This window comes from Flagellimonas meridianipacifica, from assembly GCF_003001695.1.
Taxonomy (GTDB): Bacteria; Bacteroidota; Bacteroidia; order Flavobacteriales; family Flavobacteriaceae; genus Flagellimonas; species Flagellimonas meridianipacifica.
Genome location: NZ_PVYX01000001.1, coordinates 686,410 through 702,636 on the forward strand (window position 1 = coordinate 686,410; position 16,227 = coordinate 702,636).

14 protein-coding genes are annotated in these 16,227 nt (G+C 40.1%); 3 read left to right on the forward strand and 11 right to left on the reverse strand.

What is annotated here, in order from left to right:
* Positions 1 to 78: 78 nt before the first annotated feature.
* The 3 genes from CLV81_RS03025 to CLV81_RS03035 all read right to left on the reverse strand — a co-directional run bounded on the left by CLV81_RS03025 (position 79) and on the right by CLV81_RS03035 (position 3,308).
* Positions 79 to 1,506 (reverse strand): flotillin family protein, encoded by a 1,428-nt coding sequence (locus CLV81_RS03025; protein ID WP_106143575.1) that lies wholly within the window; start codon positions 1,504 to 1,506, stop codon positions 79 to 81.
* A 4-nt stretch (positions 1,507 to 1,510) separates the two neighbouring features.
* Complete coding sequence (locus tag CLV81_RS03030; protein ID WP_106143576.1) at positions 1,511 to 2,089, reverse strand: hypothetical protein; 579 nt, start codon at positions 2,087 to 2,089, stop codon at positions 1,511 to 1,513.
* Positions 2,090 to 2,153: 64 nt separating this feature from the next.
* Positions 2,154 to 3,308: a beta-ketoacyl synthase N-terminal-like domain-containing protein gene (locus CLV81_RS03035; protein WP_106144889.1), complete on the reverse strand. Its 1,155-nt coding sequence runs from the start codon at positions 3,306 to 3,308 to the stop codon at positions 2,154 to 2,156.
* Between the two features lie 65 nt (positions 3,309 to 3,373).
* Here CLV81_RS03035 and CLV81_RS03040 point away from each other — a divergent pair, with 65 nt between their 5' ends.
* Complete coding sequence (locus CLV81_RS03040) at positions 3,374 to 3,787, forward strand: cytochrome c oxidase assembly factor Coa1 family protein (RefSeq protein WP_106143577.1); 414 nt, start codon at positions 3,374 to 3,376, stop codon at positions 3,785 to 3,787.
* A gap of 11 nt (positions 3,788 to 3,798) precedes the next feature.
* On the opposite strand, the gene bioA is transcribed toward CLV81_RS03040, so the two are convergent.
* Positions 3,799 to 5,085, reverse strand: coding sequence for an adenosylmethionine--8-amino-7-oxononanoate transaminase (gene bioA / locus CLV81_RS03045; protein WP_245911909.1), 1,287 nt, complete (start codon positions 5,083 to 5,085; stop codon positions 3,799 to 3,801).
* Between the two features lie 60 nt (positions 5,086 to 5,145).
* Between bioA and CLV81_RS03050 the strand changes: the two genes are divergently transcribed.
* On the forward strand, positions 5,146 to 6,627 hold the full coding sequence (locus tag CLV81_RS03050) for an ArnT family glycosyltransferase (protein ID WP_106143578.1): 1,482 nt from the start codon (positions 5,146 to 5,148) through the stop codon (positions 6,625 to 6,627).
* Here the strand turns inward: CLV81_RS03050 and bioD are convergent.
* From bioD to CLV81_RS03065, 3 genes are read right to left on the reverse strand one after another with little or no spacing between them, the layout of a single operon-like run.
* Positions 6,619 to 7,233: a dethiobiotin synthase gene (gene bioD, locus CLV81_RS03055; RefSeq protein WP_106143579.1), complete on the reverse strand. Its 615-nt coding sequence runs from the start codon at positions 7,231 to 7,233 to the stop codon at positions 6,619 to 6,621. The two genes, CLV81_RS03050 and bioD, sit on opposite strands and share 9 nt — an antisense overlap.
* On the reverse strand, positions 7,230 to 7,616 hold the full coding sequence (locus CLV81_RS03060) for a putative signal transducing protein (RefSeq protein ID WP_106143580.1): 387 nt from the start codon (positions 7,614 to 7,616) through the stop codon (positions 7,230 to 7,232). Before CLV81_RS03060 ends, bioD begins: the two co-directional genes overlap by 4 nt.
* Positions 7,613 to 8,764, reverse strand: coding sequence for an aminotransferase class I/II-fold pyridoxal phosphate-dependent enzyme (locus CLV81_RS03065; protein ID WP_106143581.1), 1,152 nt, complete (start codon positions 8,762 to 8,764; stop codon positions 7,613 to 7,615). Before CLV81_RS03065 ends, CLV81_RS03060 begins: the two co-directional genes overlap by 4 nt.
* A gap of 37 nt (positions 8,765 to 8,801) precedes the next feature.
* Here CLV81_RS03065 and CLV81_RS03070 point away from each other — a divergent pair, with 37 nt between their 5' ends.
* Positions 8,802 to 9,332: a GNAT family N-acetyltransferase gene (locus CLV81_RS03070; protein WP_106143582.1), complete on the forward strand. Its 531-nt coding sequence runs from the start codon at positions 8,802 to 8,804 to the stop codon at positions 9,330 to 9,332.
* 48 nt (positions 9,333 to 9,380) lie between these two features.
* Here the strand turns inward: CLV81_RS03070 and CLV81_RS03075 are convergent, their stop codons facing one another.
* The 4 genes from CLV81_RS03075 to glmS form a co-directional block, all read right to left on the reverse strand.
* Positions 9,381 to 9,659 carry a F0F1 ATP synthase subunit delta/epsilon gene (locus CLV81_RS03075; protein WP_106143583.1) on the reverse strand — a complete coding sequence of 93 codons (279 nt, stop codon included), beginning with the start codon at positions 9,657 to 9,659 and terminating at the stop codon, positions 9,381 to 9,383.
* A 5-nt stretch (positions 9,660 to 9,664) separates the two neighbouring features.
* The gene (atpD, locus tag CLV81_RS03080) at positions 9,665 to 11,173 is read right to left on the reverse strand and encodes a F0F1 ATP synthase subunit beta (RefSeq protein ID WP_106143584.1); all 1,509 of its coding nucleotides are present in this window, start codon (positions 11,171 to 11,173) and stop codon (positions 9,665 to 9,667) included.
* 163 nt (positions 11,174 to 11,336) lie between these two features.
* Positions 11,337 to 14,099, reverse strand: a complete 2,763-nt coding sequence (locus CLV81_RS03085; protein WP_106143585.1) for a TonB-dependent receptor — start codon at positions 14,097 to 14,099, stop codon at positions 11,337 to 11,339.
* 207 nt (positions 14,100 to 14,306) lie between these two features.
* Positions 14,307 to 16,154, reverse strand: a complete 1,848-nt coding sequence (gene glmS / locus CLV81_RS03090; protein ID WP_106143586.1) for a glutamine--fructose-6-phosphate transaminase (isomerizing) — start codon at positions 16,152 to 16,154, stop codon at positions 14,307 to 14,309.
* Positions 16,155 to 16,227: the final 73 nt, after the last annotated feature.

Consider the following 16,227-nt stretch of genomic DNA (forward strand, 5'->3'; position numbering starts at 1 on the left):
AGATAAGACAGATGTCATGAAAAGAAAAAGGCCCATAGTTAAAACTACAAGCCCTCTTCCTATTAAACCAACTAAATTCTACGTTTTATCCTTTTCCGAGGATTTATCGGTTTCCTCAGTCCCGGATGGATTTTCTAAATCCTTTCCTTTCAAATATTCTGGTAATTGCATTCCTGCCATGTTGAACATTTCTTGTAGAGGTGGTACGGATTTATACATTCCTGATATGAAGTTTGCAGTGGAGTTTTTTCCATCCTCACTTTTGGAACCAGAATCCCATACCGTTACTTTATCAATTTTGATATTTTTAATGGCCTCAGCCTGTTTTTCTACCAGCTCCGGAAGCTTATCGGCAATCAATAAGAGCACAGCATCTTTGGGGTCATTCCCAGCAGCTTTTACGATTTGGTCAAGACCCTCTGCCTGTTTGGTCAAAACTTCAAAGATTCCCTTGGCCTCTGCTTCAGCTTTGAAGAGAATAGCATCTGCTTCACCTTTGGCTCTTCTACGAATCATTTCGGCTTCTGCTTCTGCTTCAATCTCCACTTTTTGTTTGTCTATTTCCGCAGGAACTACAATATCTGCCATTTGCGAACTTCTTTCACGTTCAGCACGGGCCATCTCTGCATCTTTTTCAGCCGCATAGGACTCTTCCAAAGCTTTTGCGGCTTGTACTTTTTCTGCAGCAGCAGCTGTACGCTCTGCCTCTGCTTCCCGTTGTCTACGCAATGAATCTGAGTTGGCTACATCTATCTTTGCAACGTTCTCTCCTTCAACCGCTTTTGCATTAGCTGCAGCAACCTGAGTTCTTTCATCTTGCAAAGCATTGGCCTCACCAATGGAACCGTCCCTGTTTTTTTCCGCAACGGACTTTCTGGCCGCATTTATCGCATGGGCAGCAGCCTCCTTACCCAATGCTTCAATATAACCGGACTCGTCCACGATGTCCGTGATGTTTACGTTGATAAGCTTAAGACCTACTTTTTTCAGCTCAGACTCTACACTTTGCGAAATGTTGGTCAAAAACTTATCTCTATCCGAGTTAATTTCCTCAATATCCATGGAAGCCACAACGAGACGTAACTGACCAAAAATGATTTCCTTGGCCAATTCCTGTACCTCGGTCATTCCCAAACCTAGGAGTCTTTCAGCAGCATTTTGCATTACTCCAGGTTCTGTGGAAATACCAATGGTAAAACGAGAAGGAACATTTACTCGAATATTCTGTCTACTTAAAGCATTGGTCAAATCAACTTCGATTGAGATCGGGGTAAGATCTAGGAACTCGTAATCCTGGATAACGGGCCAAATAAATGCGGCTCCTCCATGAATACATTTGGCTGAATTACCAGAACCTACTTTTCCATAGACCACCAAAATCCTATCTGAAGGACATCTCTTATACCGTCGGATAAACGAGATGATTATGATGAAGAAAAAGAGGATGGCAAAGCCAATGGCGAGAAGGGAGGCCCCTCCACCTAATTGTAAGGGTAGTATTAGCATATGGTCAATTATTTAAGAGTTTAACAATTACTATTCCGTTATCGGTAACCTCCTTTACCTTAATGACGTTACCTTGTTTTAAATCGATTTCTTCGTCCGTTAGGGCTTCCAATTCCCTTAAAGTCCCCTGAACGTTCACACTTACTTTCCCTATACTGGACCGATTGGCGCCTATGGTCAAGTATACTTCACCAATTTGCCCCATGGCATTCTTCAATTTTAGCGTACCACTACTTTGAAGTTTTGCCAAGTAATAGAACAAGGAGGCCATAGCGAACATCATCAAGAGTCCACAGGTAACTGAAACCAATATGGTCGCTCCAGTGGAAAGTCCATTGTCCATACAGGCAATTCCAGACCAACCGAATATGGTGAAGAATCCAATAAGATTTTTGAAAGAAAGAAATTGGAAGCCAATTCCGGTGTCCCCATCAATGTCCATATCCACATCACCGCTAACATCTTCGACATCACCACCTACAAATGTCATGACCATGAGAACAGTAAATATTATGGAGCCTACAATGGCTACTATCCAATAAACTTTTTCAAAAAGAGTGAGTGCTGAAAACCAGTCTTCCATAGTTTAAAGTGTTAGGTTATTGTTTAGGTATTAAGATAAGGTTTTACCATAAACCTTTTCTACATTATTTGGAAAGAAGTACGGACACTGCATTGCCCCCAAAACCAACCGCATTTACCATGATTTTCTCAATGGATTTTGACGGAGTCTCTTGTTGCGTAAAAGGGACTTGTAAATATTCTTGGTGTTGAAGCATCAGTATGGCCATTTCCACACTGAGCATTCCCGAAGCTCCGAAAGTATGTCCTACTTTCCACTTATTGGTAGTCAAAAAAGGTGTTTTGTTACAAAAAACCTTTCGGATGGCATTATATTCTGATAAATCGCCTTTTACGGTGCCTGGAGCATGTAGCACTATAACATCTACTTCCTCAGGTGATATCCCGTTCAAAGCCATCTCCATGGAATCCTGAAAACACTGAGCATCCGTAGAAATGGAAACATTGTGTGTCAAAGGTTCTGTAGCATATCCTACTCCTTCAATTTTTGCCAAACGATTTGTTTGTAGTCCTTCTTCCAAACAGGCCATGGATGAGCCTTCTCCCAATACCATGGAATTTGTTTTCTTTTCCAAATCCAACGCGAGACAGGGGTATGGTGCTTCCAGTCTTGAATAAATTTTTAGCGCTTGTATTTGCGCAATGGTAAATGGTGTAAGCGGAGCTTCGCTGCCTCCTACCAAAAACCTATTTGACATTCCACTCTGAATCCAAGCCACTCCATTTAACAAGGCATGAAGCGCTGTGGAACAGGTTATGGAATGTGATATGGTTGGCCCATTGGACTTAAGATCGTGCGCGACCCATGATGAGATGTTTCCCAATGTCGTTGTCGGTGAAGCCAATGTGGAAACATTTCCTTTTTTTAAAAATTCTTGGTGATAGTTTTCAAAAAGTGATGTGGCGCCGCGTGAAGAACCAATATTTACCCCAAAATTTGTTTTTTCATTCCAACCCGCCTCTCCAATAGCTTGTCTAGCTGTTTTAACAGCAAACAAAACCGAATCATCCAACTCGTGATATTTGGTGTCCGAATTCCGTAGGCCATCTATTTCTCTCTTTTGATTTTTCGTAAGCCCTGATACCCACACACTTTTCCCGTTTACGTTTTTTGGGGTAAATCCATGGGTCATTTTTTGATAAGAATCCCATACTTCTGAAGTACTACTTCCCAAAGAAGAGATTGATGAAAGAGCTGTAATGGAAATTGGTTTCTTCAACACTGAATCTAATTCGGGCAAAAATAAAAGTTCTTATCTTCATAAAACAGATAAACTTGATAACAATGGACAACGAACTGGTACCCCAACCCAACTGGTGGAAAAGAAATTGGAAATGGGTCGTACCAGTAGGAGGTTGCCTCACCCTTATCATTATCTGTATTGTGTTCTTTGCCTCACTCTTTTTTGGTGTGACCAAAATGATGGAAGATTCACAACCCTATGAATATGCCTTTGAGTTAATAAACAATGATGAACAGTTAACTGATGTGTTGGGTACGCCTATCGAAAAAGTGGGTATGGTTCAAGGCAATATCAGTTGGAAGAATGGAAAAAAAGAGGCACAAATGGTCATTCCCATAGAAGGTTCGAAGGATTCCGGTACGCTTTATATTGATGCTTATGGTGAAGGCGACACATGGAATTATAGGGAAATACGTGTTGAAATAAGCGATGCCTCAGTGAACCTTTTAGACTAATTTTCTACTTCTTAAACTACTTCAAGCACTCCTTCTATTGTTGAATAAATACGTTGCAATTGTTCATCGGTAATTACATAAGGAGGTAAGGTGTAAATGGTATTGCCCAAAGGTCGGAGATTAACCCCTTGAGTCATGAAAGACCGATATAATTTATCACGTAGCGAACCGTAACGGTTCGTTTCAACAGCCAAATCCAATGCAAAAATTACGCCCATACTTCGTGCATTTTTAACCTTGGGATGTGATTGTATTCTCTCCGTAAAGCGTTGGTGTTGATGAGCGATATAAGCTCTTCGTTCCAAAATCTCATCAGAATTTAGCAACTCAATACTAGCCAAAGCTGCAGCGCAACCCACGGGGTGAGCACTGTACGTGTGCGCATGGAAAAATCCTTTGGAAACCTCATCACTCAGAAAAGCATCAAAAACAGTTTGGGAGCAGCTAGTAATGCTTAATGGAAACATCCCCGCGGTAAGTGCCTTGCTCAAACAAATGATGTCAGGAGCATGGGTCAAGTCCTCTGATGCGAAGTTTTTTCCAGTTTTCCCAAAGCCAGTCATGATTTCATCTGCAATACAAAGTGCTCCTGCTTTCTGACATACGGCAATCATTTGGTCCAAACCTTCGGTAGAATGGAACTTCATACCAGCTGCTCCTTGAACCAAGGGTTCAAAAACAAAGGCAGAGCATTGGTTTTCAGCAAGAATTTTATCCAATTCTCCCAAAACAGCCTTCAAGTTTTCTTCTGTTGGTACTGGAACACGGATTACTTTCAATAAAAAATCCTCGAACGGTCCATTGTAACTGGATATTCCCGAAGCGGACATCGCTCCAAAAGTATCTCCATGAAACCCATCTTCAAATGCGATTATAGTATCTCGTTTTTCTCCTTTGTTGTGATGGTATTGAATAGCCATTTTGATAGCAGCTTCAATGGCAGTTGAACCATTATCATTAAAGAAAATTTTAGCCTGATTGCCGGGAAGTATCTTTATTAGTTTTTCTGACAATTCCACGGCAGGAGCATGTGTGAAACCGCTAAACATGACAAAATCCAATTTCTGCATCTGTTGGGTCATGGCCTTAACAATATATGGGTTGCAATGCCCATACATCGCGGTATACCAAGAAGCAATTCCATCTATATAGCTTTTCCCATCTTCATCCCAGACAAGGGCTCCTTCGGCCTTCACAATACCCAAAGGCAAATGGGCTGTCTTATGTTGGGTAAGCGGGTGCCATATATGGTTTTTATCCCTTTCGACCAATTTTTCCAATGCTACCGGATTCTTCAAAACTTCATTTTATCTATCTTGCAAAGATGATAATTAATCACCAAAAACCCAGCCTTCACCTTGCTTGATAAAATTCTTGGCATTGTAACTCCAGATTATCAAAAACTGAATTGGAAAACAGTGCTGCTCATTCTTTTTTTGTTAGACTTTTTCATCCGACTTCCCTTCTTTTTCAGGGATTATATCGATAGGGATGAGAGCACGTTTATCATTATGGGACAATCCTGGGTTGATGGTTTTTTGCCCTATACCCAACTATGGGATCTAAAACCACCCATTACGTTTTTATTTTTTGCAGTTATCATCAAAATTTTTGGCAAGAGCTTTATTGCCATACGGTTTTTTGGTACACTTTTAGTAACTCTGTCAGCACTTTTTACCTATCTAATTGGATTGCGAATTACCTCTAAAAAGGTGAGCTTTTGGAGCGCAATAGCCTGTGTGTGCCTTATGAGTCTTTTTGGAAGTTTACAGGGTGTAATGTCAGAGCATATTAGCGTGACCTTTTTTATTGCTGGGGTATATGTATTGCTCTCTAAAAAACATATTTTCTGGCATTTTTTAGCCGGTGCGCTGTTGGGTCTGTCCATTATGTCCAAATTAAATATGGCTTACCCTTTTGCTGCTTTGGGTATATACTTGATTTGGTCGATTATCAGACATCAGGAATATTCCAAGGGGGTTCCAAGACTCTTCCTCTTGGGTATCGGTGCAGTTATATCCATTACCCTTACTGCAATTCCCTATTACATCGGTGGAATACTTAATATTTGGTGGGAATCCATTTTTGAAGCGCCCATAGCTTATTCTGAGGGAAAGTTGAACTCCCCGCTGAAAGTTCTACCCTTGGTACTTTTGACTCTTCTCTTTTACTACACAACCTATAAAAAAAAGCTGCTGGATTATAGTGATGCGGGTATTCAGGTTCTCTTAATAGTTTTTTCGGGAATTGTTTTATCATTTGTTCAAGCTGGAAAGGTCAATGGACATTATTTGATTCAGGCGTATCCCTTCATATTGATTCCATTTGCCGTTGCAGTCAGTAAGCTTCCTGAAATCAAAAGAAAATATCAACCTCTATTGTTGATTCTTATTCTTGTTCCCATTGAATCTTATCTGGAATATGCGAACATAGTATCCAACAAAATGGAAAAAGGAACTTTTTATAATGGTGAAGGGATTGAAGTGCCAAAATACATCATGGACAACAAGTTAGACAACCAATCCATTTTTTTTGCTGAATACCACATCGGGTACTGGATGTTGGATGCTACGCCACCAACTGTCGCATCAACACACCCCAGTAATATTACCCGCGAAGAGCTTTTTCCCTACATGAAAAATCCAAGGAAAACGTCCATACAGGAATTACGATATATTCTTGAAGAAGAACGACCTAAAATCATAGTGGCCCGAAAAGGAAAGCGAATTTTTGATAAAAAATATGAAGAGCTCAACGCCTATATAGACCCCTACTTAGAAGAACACTACGTTTTAAGAGAAACCATTGGTCGTGGGCTTATCTACCAACGACTAGAATGACGTTAGCGCAGTTCTAAATTTTTTCGCATACTTCTTTACAACTTCTTTATCAAAATCCACTTCTTCATTTATTCTTCCTAAAAAGGAAACATTTGTTTTACTAAGTATTATACTTTCCGTGGTTGGATGCTCATCTCCACTAAATATGATTCCAATTTCCAAATTCTTTTTCTGAAGCTTTTCTATGGTAAGCAGGGTATGGTTGATACTTCCCAGGTAATGACGTGATACCACAATTACTTTGTAATTGGGTAGAATGAGGTCATTTATGGTGTCTTTTTCATTCAATGGCACCAGTAACCCTCCTGCACCTTCAATAACCAAGTGATTTTCTGTTTGAGGAGCAACAATTTTTTTCAAATCCACTCTGATTCCATCAATTTCCGCTGCTGCATGAGGGCTCATTGGAGTATTCAGCGCATATGAGTTAGGGTGAATCTTAGTCTTTGTATTTGATATCAATCGCTCAATTTTGTGGCTATCCGAATTGTCCAAATCTCCGGCTTGAACAGGTTTCCAATAATCCGCCTCCAAGGCTTCTACTACAATTGCCGAAGCAACTGTCTTTCCAACTTCTGTTGATATTCCGGTAACAAATACTATCATTGGGACGGTTTTGTAATAAAGTTACAGTTTAAACATCGATACTTTTTAGGTTCAAAGAAAGGAAAGAGCTTATAGAAAACTCCCTTTCTCGAATAGTATATTTCGGACTTGGTGGCTTTACAATTGGGACAAACAATCAACTCACCATTTTCATCTACTGCATAATTCCGAACTTCATTAAAGATTTCCTCAGCTCTTTCCTTGTCCGACCCATATACCTGCAATTTAATCCCTCCCAATGCATTGCTTGCGAATGGGTCAATGGAAACGGTATTTTCATCCTTTAGAATCACGGTTATTCCTTCAGACTCCAATTTGCCCTTGATTATTTGGACGTCAGCTAAAAATTCAAAACTACCCAGGGTCACTAGTTCCTTGCTCATATGTGCTCTCTAATCGTTTTAAGTACATTTTCAATTTCTTGTTTGGTATTATAGGAATGTAGACAAAATCGCAATCGCTCTTCACCGAACTTTACTGTTGGCGAAAGAATGGGCTTAACATCATAACCCTCATTCCTTAGCACCTGTGATAATTCTTTTACCTTTTGATTACCTGGAACCAGCATGCAATGTATAGCAGAATTGCTGTCCAAAAAACGGTTTTCCAAATTAAATCGATTTATTTCCTGTTTGAAAAAATCAATGTTGGAATGAAGTTGTTCTTGTCTTTTCAAGCCCTCTTTTTCCAAAAAAGAATAACTCGCCAATAGAATTGCTAGGGCATGTGGCGACATAGCAGTAGTATAAATCAGGCTACGGGCAAAATTTACCAAATACTCTTTCAAATGCTTGCCGCCCAAAACAGCGGCACCATGACTTCCCAAAGCTTTACCAAATGTTATGATTCTCGCGAAAACCTCATTTGTAGTTTCTACACGGTCTACCAGACCTTTTCCAAAAACACCAATGGCATGGGCTTCATCCACGATAAGATGAAATCCTTGTCCTGAGCAAAAATCTACCAGAGCCTTTAAATCAGGGGAGTCTCCGTCCATGGAAAATACAGACTCTGTCACCACATAAACCTCGTTTTCTTTACTTTTCGGCTGGGCTCCAAATAAAACTCCAATCTTATTTTTTAAACTTTCCAAGTCATTGTGGGCAAATTTGTAGCTCTTTGCATAACTCATTGAAATACCTTCACGGATACTCGCATGAATCAATTCGTCGTATAGAATCAAATCCCCTCTTTGCGGTACGGAAGAGAGTAGTCCAATGTTGGCGTCGTATCCTGAATTGAATACAAGAGCAGTTTCAGTAGTGTAGTGTTTGGATAAGTAAGCTTCAAATTCATCATACAATTGATGATTTCCAGTAAGTAGACGCGAGCCTGTGGCTGCATGTTGCCTTATTTGTCTGCTTTCCAATACACTTTCTGCCTTTGAGATAATCCAATCACATTGCGCCAAACCTAAATAGTCGTTGGAAGAAAAATCTACTAAATTTTGCTTTTTTGGCAATTCCCTAAAAGCATTCTCTGTCTTTCGCTTTTGAAGTCTTTTCTCCAGTTTTTTTGGAAAATTTGGCATGTTTCAAAAGTACTATCTTTATTGAAATAGGCTTGCAATGATTGTATACAAACAAGCTTCAACTCCTCGGGAATTGGAGCAAATTCTTACCCTACAGCAACAAAACCTGCCTAAAAGCTTATCTCAAAACGATATGGTCAAAGATGGTTTTCTTACTGTAGAGCACTCCCTAGAACTTCTAAAGGAAATGAATGATATGTCCCAGCATATCATAGCAGTTGAAAATGAAAAAGTTGTTGGTTATGCCCTTTCCATGCATCCAAAATTTGCGGAAAGCATTGACATACTAAAACCTATGTTCCATGAAATAAACAAGGTTGTGAAAAAAAGAACCAATTACATGGTGATGGGACAAATCTGCATCGCCAAAACACATAGGGGACAAGGGTTGTTTCGAAAACTATATTCCAACATGAAAACGCATTTGCCCGATGGTTTTGACACGATCATTACCGAGGTTGATACCAAAAATCAACGTTCCATGAATGCCCACAGGGCGGTTGGGTTTGTGGAACTCAAAAACTATAGTTCGGATGGTAAAGATTGGTCGTTGATTATAATGCAATAAAAAAGCCGCTTTGCAGCGGCTTTTCAAATTTTATCTTTAGAATTTGGCTTAATCTGCCAATACAATCACTTTGTTATCTTTCATTTCCACGGTTCCGCTCACTATGGATAATAAAGTTTCTCCATTGGTCCCCTTGGTAAATTTGTTCTGAAAGTCTTCATGGATTTCAATGTTACCTTGCACCTTAACGTCACCTTCTCCCAATAAAGAAACAATAGGTGCGTGGTTTTGAAGCATTTGAAACTCACCATTGATTCCAGGAACCGTAACTGAGGTCACTTCTCCTGAAAACAAAGTAGCTTCGGGCGATACAATTTCTAAATACATACCTACTAAACTTCTGCTAACATTTTCTCTCCAGCTTCAATCGCATCTTGGATGGTTCCTTTAAGGTTGAATGCTGACTCTGGAAGATGATCTAGCTCACCGTCCATAATCATATTGAATCCCTTAATGGTGTCCTTGATATCAACCAAAACTCCTGGAATACCTGTAAACTGCTCTGCCACGTGGAACGGTTGTGATAAGAAACGCTGAACCCTTCTTGCTCTACCAACTGCCAACTTATCTTCTTCAGAAAGTTCTTCCATACCCAAAATGGCGATAATATCTTGAAGCTCCTTATAGCGTTGCAATAGCTCCTTAACGCGTTGCGCACATGCATAATGTTCGTCACCCAAAATTTCAGGAGTCAAAATCCTTGAAGTGGAATCCAATGGATCCACAGCGGGATAAATTCCAAGCTCTGCAATTTTACGAGAAAGTACCGTAGTAGCATCCAAGTGGGCAAAGGTTGTCGCAGGAGCAGGGTCAGTCAAGTCATCAGCAGGAACGTAAACCGCTTGTACTGATGTAATGGAACCTTTCTTAGTCGATGTAATTCTTTCCTGCATAGCACCCATTTCAGTCGCCAATGTAGGTTGGTATCCTACCGCAGATGGCATCCTACCTAAAAGGGCAGATACCTCAGAACCTGCTTGCGTAAAACGGAAAATATTGTCTACGAAGAAAAGAACGTCCTTACCTTGTCCATCTCCAGCCCCATCACGGAAATATTCTGCGATGGTCAACCCGGAAAGTGCTACACGGGCCCTAGCTCCAGGAGGTTCGTTCATCTGACCAAAAACGAAAGTCGCTTTGGATTCTTTCATGGCTTTTTTGTCCACTTTGGTCAAATCCCATCCCCCTTCTTCCATGGAGTGCAAGAAATCGTCTCCATATTTAATAATTCCAGATTCCAACATCTCACGAAGCAGGTCGTTTCCTTCACGGGTTCTTTCACCAACACCAGCAAAAACAGATAGACCACCGTGACCTTTTGCGATATTGTTTATCAATTCCTGAATCAATACGGTCTTACCTACACCAGCACCACCGAACAATCCAATTTTTCCCCCTTTGGCGTAAGGCTCGATAAGGTCAATTACCTTGATTCCTGTATATAAAACTTCTGTAGAAGTTGAAAGCTCTTCAAATTTTGGTGCTTCCCTGTGAATTGGAAGACCATTATCCCCAGTCTTTGGCAAATCCTCAAGACCATCAATAGCATCTCCAATTACATTGAAAAGTCGTCCGTACACATCTTCCCCGATAGGCATTTGAATGGCGTTCCCAGTAGCATTAACATCAACTCCTCTACTCAATCCATCAGTGGAATCCATAGAGATGGTTCTTACAGTATTTTCACCAATATGTGATTGTACTTCCAATACCAATTTAGAACCGTCTTCTTTAATGATTTCCAAGGAATCATAAATCTTTGGGATTTCTACTCCGGATCCAAACTCTACATCAATGACCGGGCCGATAATTTGGGCAACTTTACCTGTAACTTTAGACATTACTCTATTAATTTTTAATTGAATAGGATAAAAAATCTCTCGATTTTTTCGGCTGCAAAGATATACTTTTACTTCTTTAAAGAGAAACGAAAACAACCTTTTTTACAGCAATAAAAAAGGCGCTGAATTTATCAGCGCCCCATCTTTGAGTTGTTGTCAAAAATTATGGATTTATGGTCCATGAAACGTAATAAATAGCTCCGATTAAACCAGTACCTACGGCTTGGAAATATTCATCAGCCAAAAGGTTGGACCCTCCTGCTTTGAATACTGATTTTATACTTGGAACCGAATAGTTGATTTGCGCATCCAAAACCGAGTAGGCCGGTACATCGCCAACTGCAAATGTGGCCTCCCATAAGAAGCTATCGCTCCATCTGTAGTTAAAATTGAAACCAAAGTTTTTAAATAGCTCTGTATTTCCAAAGGAAGCTTTTATTCTATGCTCAGGAGTATTGAAACTTGTAAGGAAATCCGGGAACCTTTCTCTATCAAAATCAAAGTCGGCATAGGTATAGTTCACACCCAAATCAAAGTTTCCAAAAACCTTTGTGTCAATACCAATGGTACCCCCCCAAGAATCCACATTTTCAGTTAGATTGGTATAGGTTTGATATACTTGTCTATCTCCGTTTTGTAAAGCGAGTAAAGAAAGCCCATTGTCTCCAGCAGTTCCATACAACGGGACAAATACATTTTGATTAAGAATAAAATTGCTGTATTGGTTGAAATAACCACTTAAATCAATGGTAAACTTTCCTATTTGACCACGATACCCTGCTTCAAAAGTGATAATTTCTTCTGGTTGTACAAGTTCAGCATTGGCTACTTCAGGAGCTCCGGCAATCACCGAACTTACTGAATAGGCATTTTCGTATGCCGCTCTTCCAAGAATTTCCACAGTAGATTGACCGATCAAATTTTGTCCATCAGGAGTCACATCAAACCTTCTGATGTCCCTATCCAAATTATCAGGAGCAGATCCTACTAAAATCGCAGCACCCGCGTTCAATCCAATGAACAAATCCTGGGTTGTTGGGTTTCTAAAACCTTGTTGTGCCGATATTCTAATATTATGATTTCTATTAGTTCCAGCCGTATATCCTAATGCCACTCTTGGTGAGAAGAAGCCATCAAAAAATTCATTCTTGTCATAACGAACCGAACCGGTGAACTTCAATCTATCATCCAAGAATTTCTTTTGTAATTGTGCATACGCGCCAAACTCATTATAGGAGATAGGACCATCAATATCCGTAAAGATTGTTCCTGCGGAATTTAATTCATATTCCCTAAAAGAACCTCCTACTTGGATATCTGCCCAATTGTTGATAAGGTGTGCTAAGTTATAGTTTCCATTAATGTGACGGAATTTAGTATTATCTATAAATCTTGACCCTGTGGTCAAATCTCCATCTGCCGTAACTGCATCAAAAGCAGCTTGAAATTCGGGTGTTCCTGGAATCAATCTACCTGTATCTGCGGCTTGTCTAGCAGCGGCATGGGCCGCCGTGGAAGCCTGCTCCCTAGTTAGTCCTCCTTGTTGTATCCCTCCTAAAAATGTTGGGATATAGGTCTGGGCATATTCGGTGAACCATTGCGTATTTGATTTCCATCGGTTGTTGATATTCAAACCTGTAAATCGGGTATCATAGGAATCCCCCGCGTTTTCTGAGACGATGTATCCCCGTAAAAAGAAATTATCGTTTCTGAATTCAATCTTATGTTGTTGAAGATTGAACCCTCGTACTGCATATCGGTTAGCACCTTGATATATAGTATTACCCCTACCTATTCTTCCTTGATATATGATTTCAAAATCATCTGCGAAAGGTCTATAGTATACCGAGAAATCTGTTTTTACACTTTGGGCTCCATAATTAACCAAATCTCTTTCTTCGTATCCTGTACGTGAAACCTCTGCTGAACCTATGGTTCCAGCCGGTAATCCCGCGGCAGAATCAAAATTTAGAATTGTGGAAGCTTCATCTCCATAAATATTCAATCCGTCGAAAGCTGGATTAGTTCTATCAGCACCTGGTCTGTTGATATCATCCGTCCGAACAGCATGCCAATCTTCACCTTGCAAGAAAGAAAGGTTAGCCTTTACAGCCAATTTATCGCTAAAGGCGTGGGCTGCTCTAATCCCTATATCATAATATTGGTTATCTCCTGCTGCTTCCTGAGAAGTTAGCCCTGTTTTGGCGTAAAAACTAATTCCTTCAAAATCAAACGGACTCTTACTGGTCATAAAAAGAATTCCATTGAATGCGCCAGCACCATACAATGCAGAAGAGGCACCGGGTAGAATCTCCACACTCTGTACTTCCAACTCAGACATTCCCACCAAGTTACCCAAAACGAAATTCAATCCGGGAGCGGAGTTATCCATCCCATCCACCAACTGCAAAAATCGTGTATTTGCAAAGGTGGCGAAACCTCTGGTGTTAATAGACTGGAATGTTAAACTGTTGGTATTGATGTCTACTCCTTTAAGGTTTTGAAGCCCTCCATAAAAGGACTCCGCCGTAGTATTCTTAATATCCTTTAAGCCAAAGCGTTCCACGGAAACCGGAGACTCAAAAATACGTTCTGGCGTTCTCGAAGCGGAAATTACTATTTCATCCAAAATTGTTGAAGCCTCGCTTAATGTTATTGACAACACTTGATTGTTTGTCGTAACGTCTGCCACAAAATCTGAAAAACCAATACCGGTAATTCTTAATTGGAAGGGTGGTTCTTGGGACGTATTGAAAGTGAAATTCCCATCAAAATCTGCTGTAGTTCCTTCTGCTTTTCCAACAAGTACCACATTGGCACCTGGTATGGGTTCATTGTTTTCATCAACTACTTTTCCAGTCACTGTAGTTTGGGCAAAAGAAGCTGCTCCAAATAGCATCATGGAAAAAATAATAAGCTTTTTCATTAGTTTGAATTTGAGTTAAATTAGTTTTAAGGATAAGTAAAACTTTGGAAGCGGAATATACATTTTTTTTGGTTCGGTTTGTACAAAATTGAAAAAAATTATGCATGCATAATACTTTTTCACCAAAAAAATAGGGCAATCAATGTGATTTTAACAAAAAAGGCCCCTTTTCAGGGGCCTTTTTCACTTTTATTGTATTTGTAAAGGTCACTCTACAGTAACCGACTTTGCTAAGTTTCTTGGTTGATCTACGTTGCAGCCTCTCATAACCGCTATATGATATGAAAGTAATTGAAGTGGTATTGTAGTCAACAATGGTGTTAGGCATTCATTGGTTTCTGGAACTTCAATAACATGATCTGCCAACTCTTTTACGGTTTCATCACCTTCAGTAACAACAGCGATAATACGACCACTTCGTGACTTTATCTCTTGAATATTGCTGACCACTTTTTCGTAATGTCCTTTTTTAGTGGCAATTACCACTACCGGCATTTGCTCATCTATTAAAGCTATGGGGCCATGCTTCATCTCGGCAGCTGGATAACCCTCTGCATGGATATAGCTGATTTCCTTTAGTTTTAGAGCTCCTTCAAGTGCCACCGGAAAATTGTAACCTCTTCCCAAATAAAGACAATTTGTAGAGTCTTTGTAAATGTCCGCTATATGGGAAACCAAGTCATTGGATTCCAATGCTTTTTCAACCTTACTTGGAATATTCTCCAATTCTGTCAAGATTTCATGGAACTGAGGTGAAGAAAAGATTCCTTTTTCGCTTGCTAGCTTCAAGGCAATCAAGGTCAATACTGTAATTTGAGTGGTAAATGCCTTTGTCGAAGCTACACCAATCTCTGGTCCTGCGTGCGTATAGGCTCCGGCATGGGTTTCTCTAGCAATGGATGACCCTACTACATTACAGACACCGAATACGAAAGCTCCTTTTTCCTTCGCCAACTTTATGGCTGCAAGCGTGTCAGCTGTTTCTCCAGATTGCGATATGGCAATTAAAACATCATTTTCCGTGATGACAGGATTTCTATACCTAAATTCAGAAGCATATTCCACTTCAACAGGAATACGCGCCAAATCTTCAAATATATATTCCGCGACCAAACCGGCATGCCACGATGTTCCACAAGCTACGATTATGATTCTATTGGCGTTCAGGAATTTCTCAAGGTTTTGGTCAATGCCAGCCATTCTCACTATGCCCTGGTCAGCAAGTAAGCGTCCTCTGTATGTATCTAAAATTGCTCGTGGTTGCTCGTATATCTCCTTAAGCATAAAATGATCATACCCTCCTTTTTCTATTTCCTCTAAATTCAATTGAAGTTCCAATATATTGGGATAGGCTATGGAGTCATCCTTGATTTTGCGCAACTTTATCTCCTTACCCAGACGGATAATGGCCATCTCTTCATCCTCCAAATACACCGCGTTATTAGTATATTCAATAAAAGGTGAGGCATCTGAAGCAACAAAATATTCGTTCTCTCCTATTCCAATGGCCAAGGGACTTCCTAATTTAGCCACCACAATTTCGTCTGGTTTGTTTCTATCGAAAACCGCTATGGCATAAGCTCCTACCACTTGATTAAGCGCAATCTGAACTGCTTGCCCCAGCTTAACTTCTTCTTTATCCTTAACCTCTTCAATAAGGTTCACCAGAACCTCGGTATCCGTATCAGTTTTAAACTCATATCCTCTAGAGGTTAGGGCTTTTTTAATAGACTCATAATTCTCGATAATTCCGTTGTGGATAATTACTAGGTCACCAGAATTAGAATAATGTGGGTGGGAATTGGTATCATTGGGGACTCCATGGGTTGCCCATCTTGTATGCCCTAATCCCAAACTGCCTTCTATATTATTAGAAGTTTCGGCCTTCACCTTTAAATCATCTACTTTGCCCTTGGTTTTGGACACCACAATTTGACCGTCATGGTAGAGAGCTATTCCTGCACTATCATATCCCCTGTACTCCAATCTCTGTAATCCCTTGACAATTATTGGGTATGCATCTCTATGACCTATATATCCTACAATTCCACACATAGAAGAAAGATTTTGACGCTTAGCGTTCTAATTTCACGCAAATGTAAAATGAATATGTAAAAAAAAAGCTACG

Bases quoted from the DNA above. Each gene is read 5' to 3' on its own strand.
- CLV81_RS03025 (WP_106143575.1), bottom strand. From the start codon at position 1,506: ATGCTAATACTACCCTTACAATTAGGTGGAGGGGCCTCCCTTCTCGCC.
- CLV81_RS03030 (WP_106143576.1), bottom strand. From the start codon at position 2,089: ATGGAAGACTGGTTTTCAGCACTCACTCTTTTTGAAAAAGTTTATTGG.
- CLV81_RS03040 (WP_106143577.1), top strand. From the start codon at position 3,374: ATGGACAACGAACTGGTACCCCAACCCAACTGGTGGAAAAGAAATTGG.
- bioD (WP_106143579.1), bottom strand. From the start codon at position 7,233: ATGATAGTATTTGTTACCGGAATATCAACAGAAGTTGGAAAGACAGTT.
- CLV81_RS03060 (WP_106143580.1), bottom strand. From the start codon at position 7,616: ATGAGCAAGGAACTAGTGACCCTGGGTAGTTTTGAATTTTTAGCTGAC.
- CLV81_RS03065 (WP_106143581.1), bottom strand. From the start codon at position 8,764: ATGCCAAATTTTCCAAAAAAACTGGAGAAAAGACTTCAAAAGCGAAAG.
- CLV81_RS03070 (WP_106143582.1), top strand. From the start codon at position 8,802: ATGATTGTATACAAACAAGCTTCAACTCCTCGGGAATTGGAGCAAATT.
- CLV81_RS03075 (WP_106143583.1), bottom strand. From the start codon at position 9,659: ATGTATTTAGAAATTGTATCGCCCGAAGCTACTTTGTTTTCAGGAGAA.
- atpD (WP_106143584.1), bottom strand. From the start codon at position 11,173: ATGTCTAAAGTTACAGGTAAAGTTGCCCAAATTATCGGCCCGGTCATT.
- CLV81_RS03085 (WP_106143585.1), bottom strand. From the start codon at position 14,099: ATGAAAAAGCTTATTATTTTTTCCATGATGCTATTTGGAGCAGCTTCT.
- glmS (WP_106143586.1), bottom strand. From the start codon at position 16,154: ATGTGTGGAATTGTAGGATATATAGGTCATAGAGATGCATACCCAATA.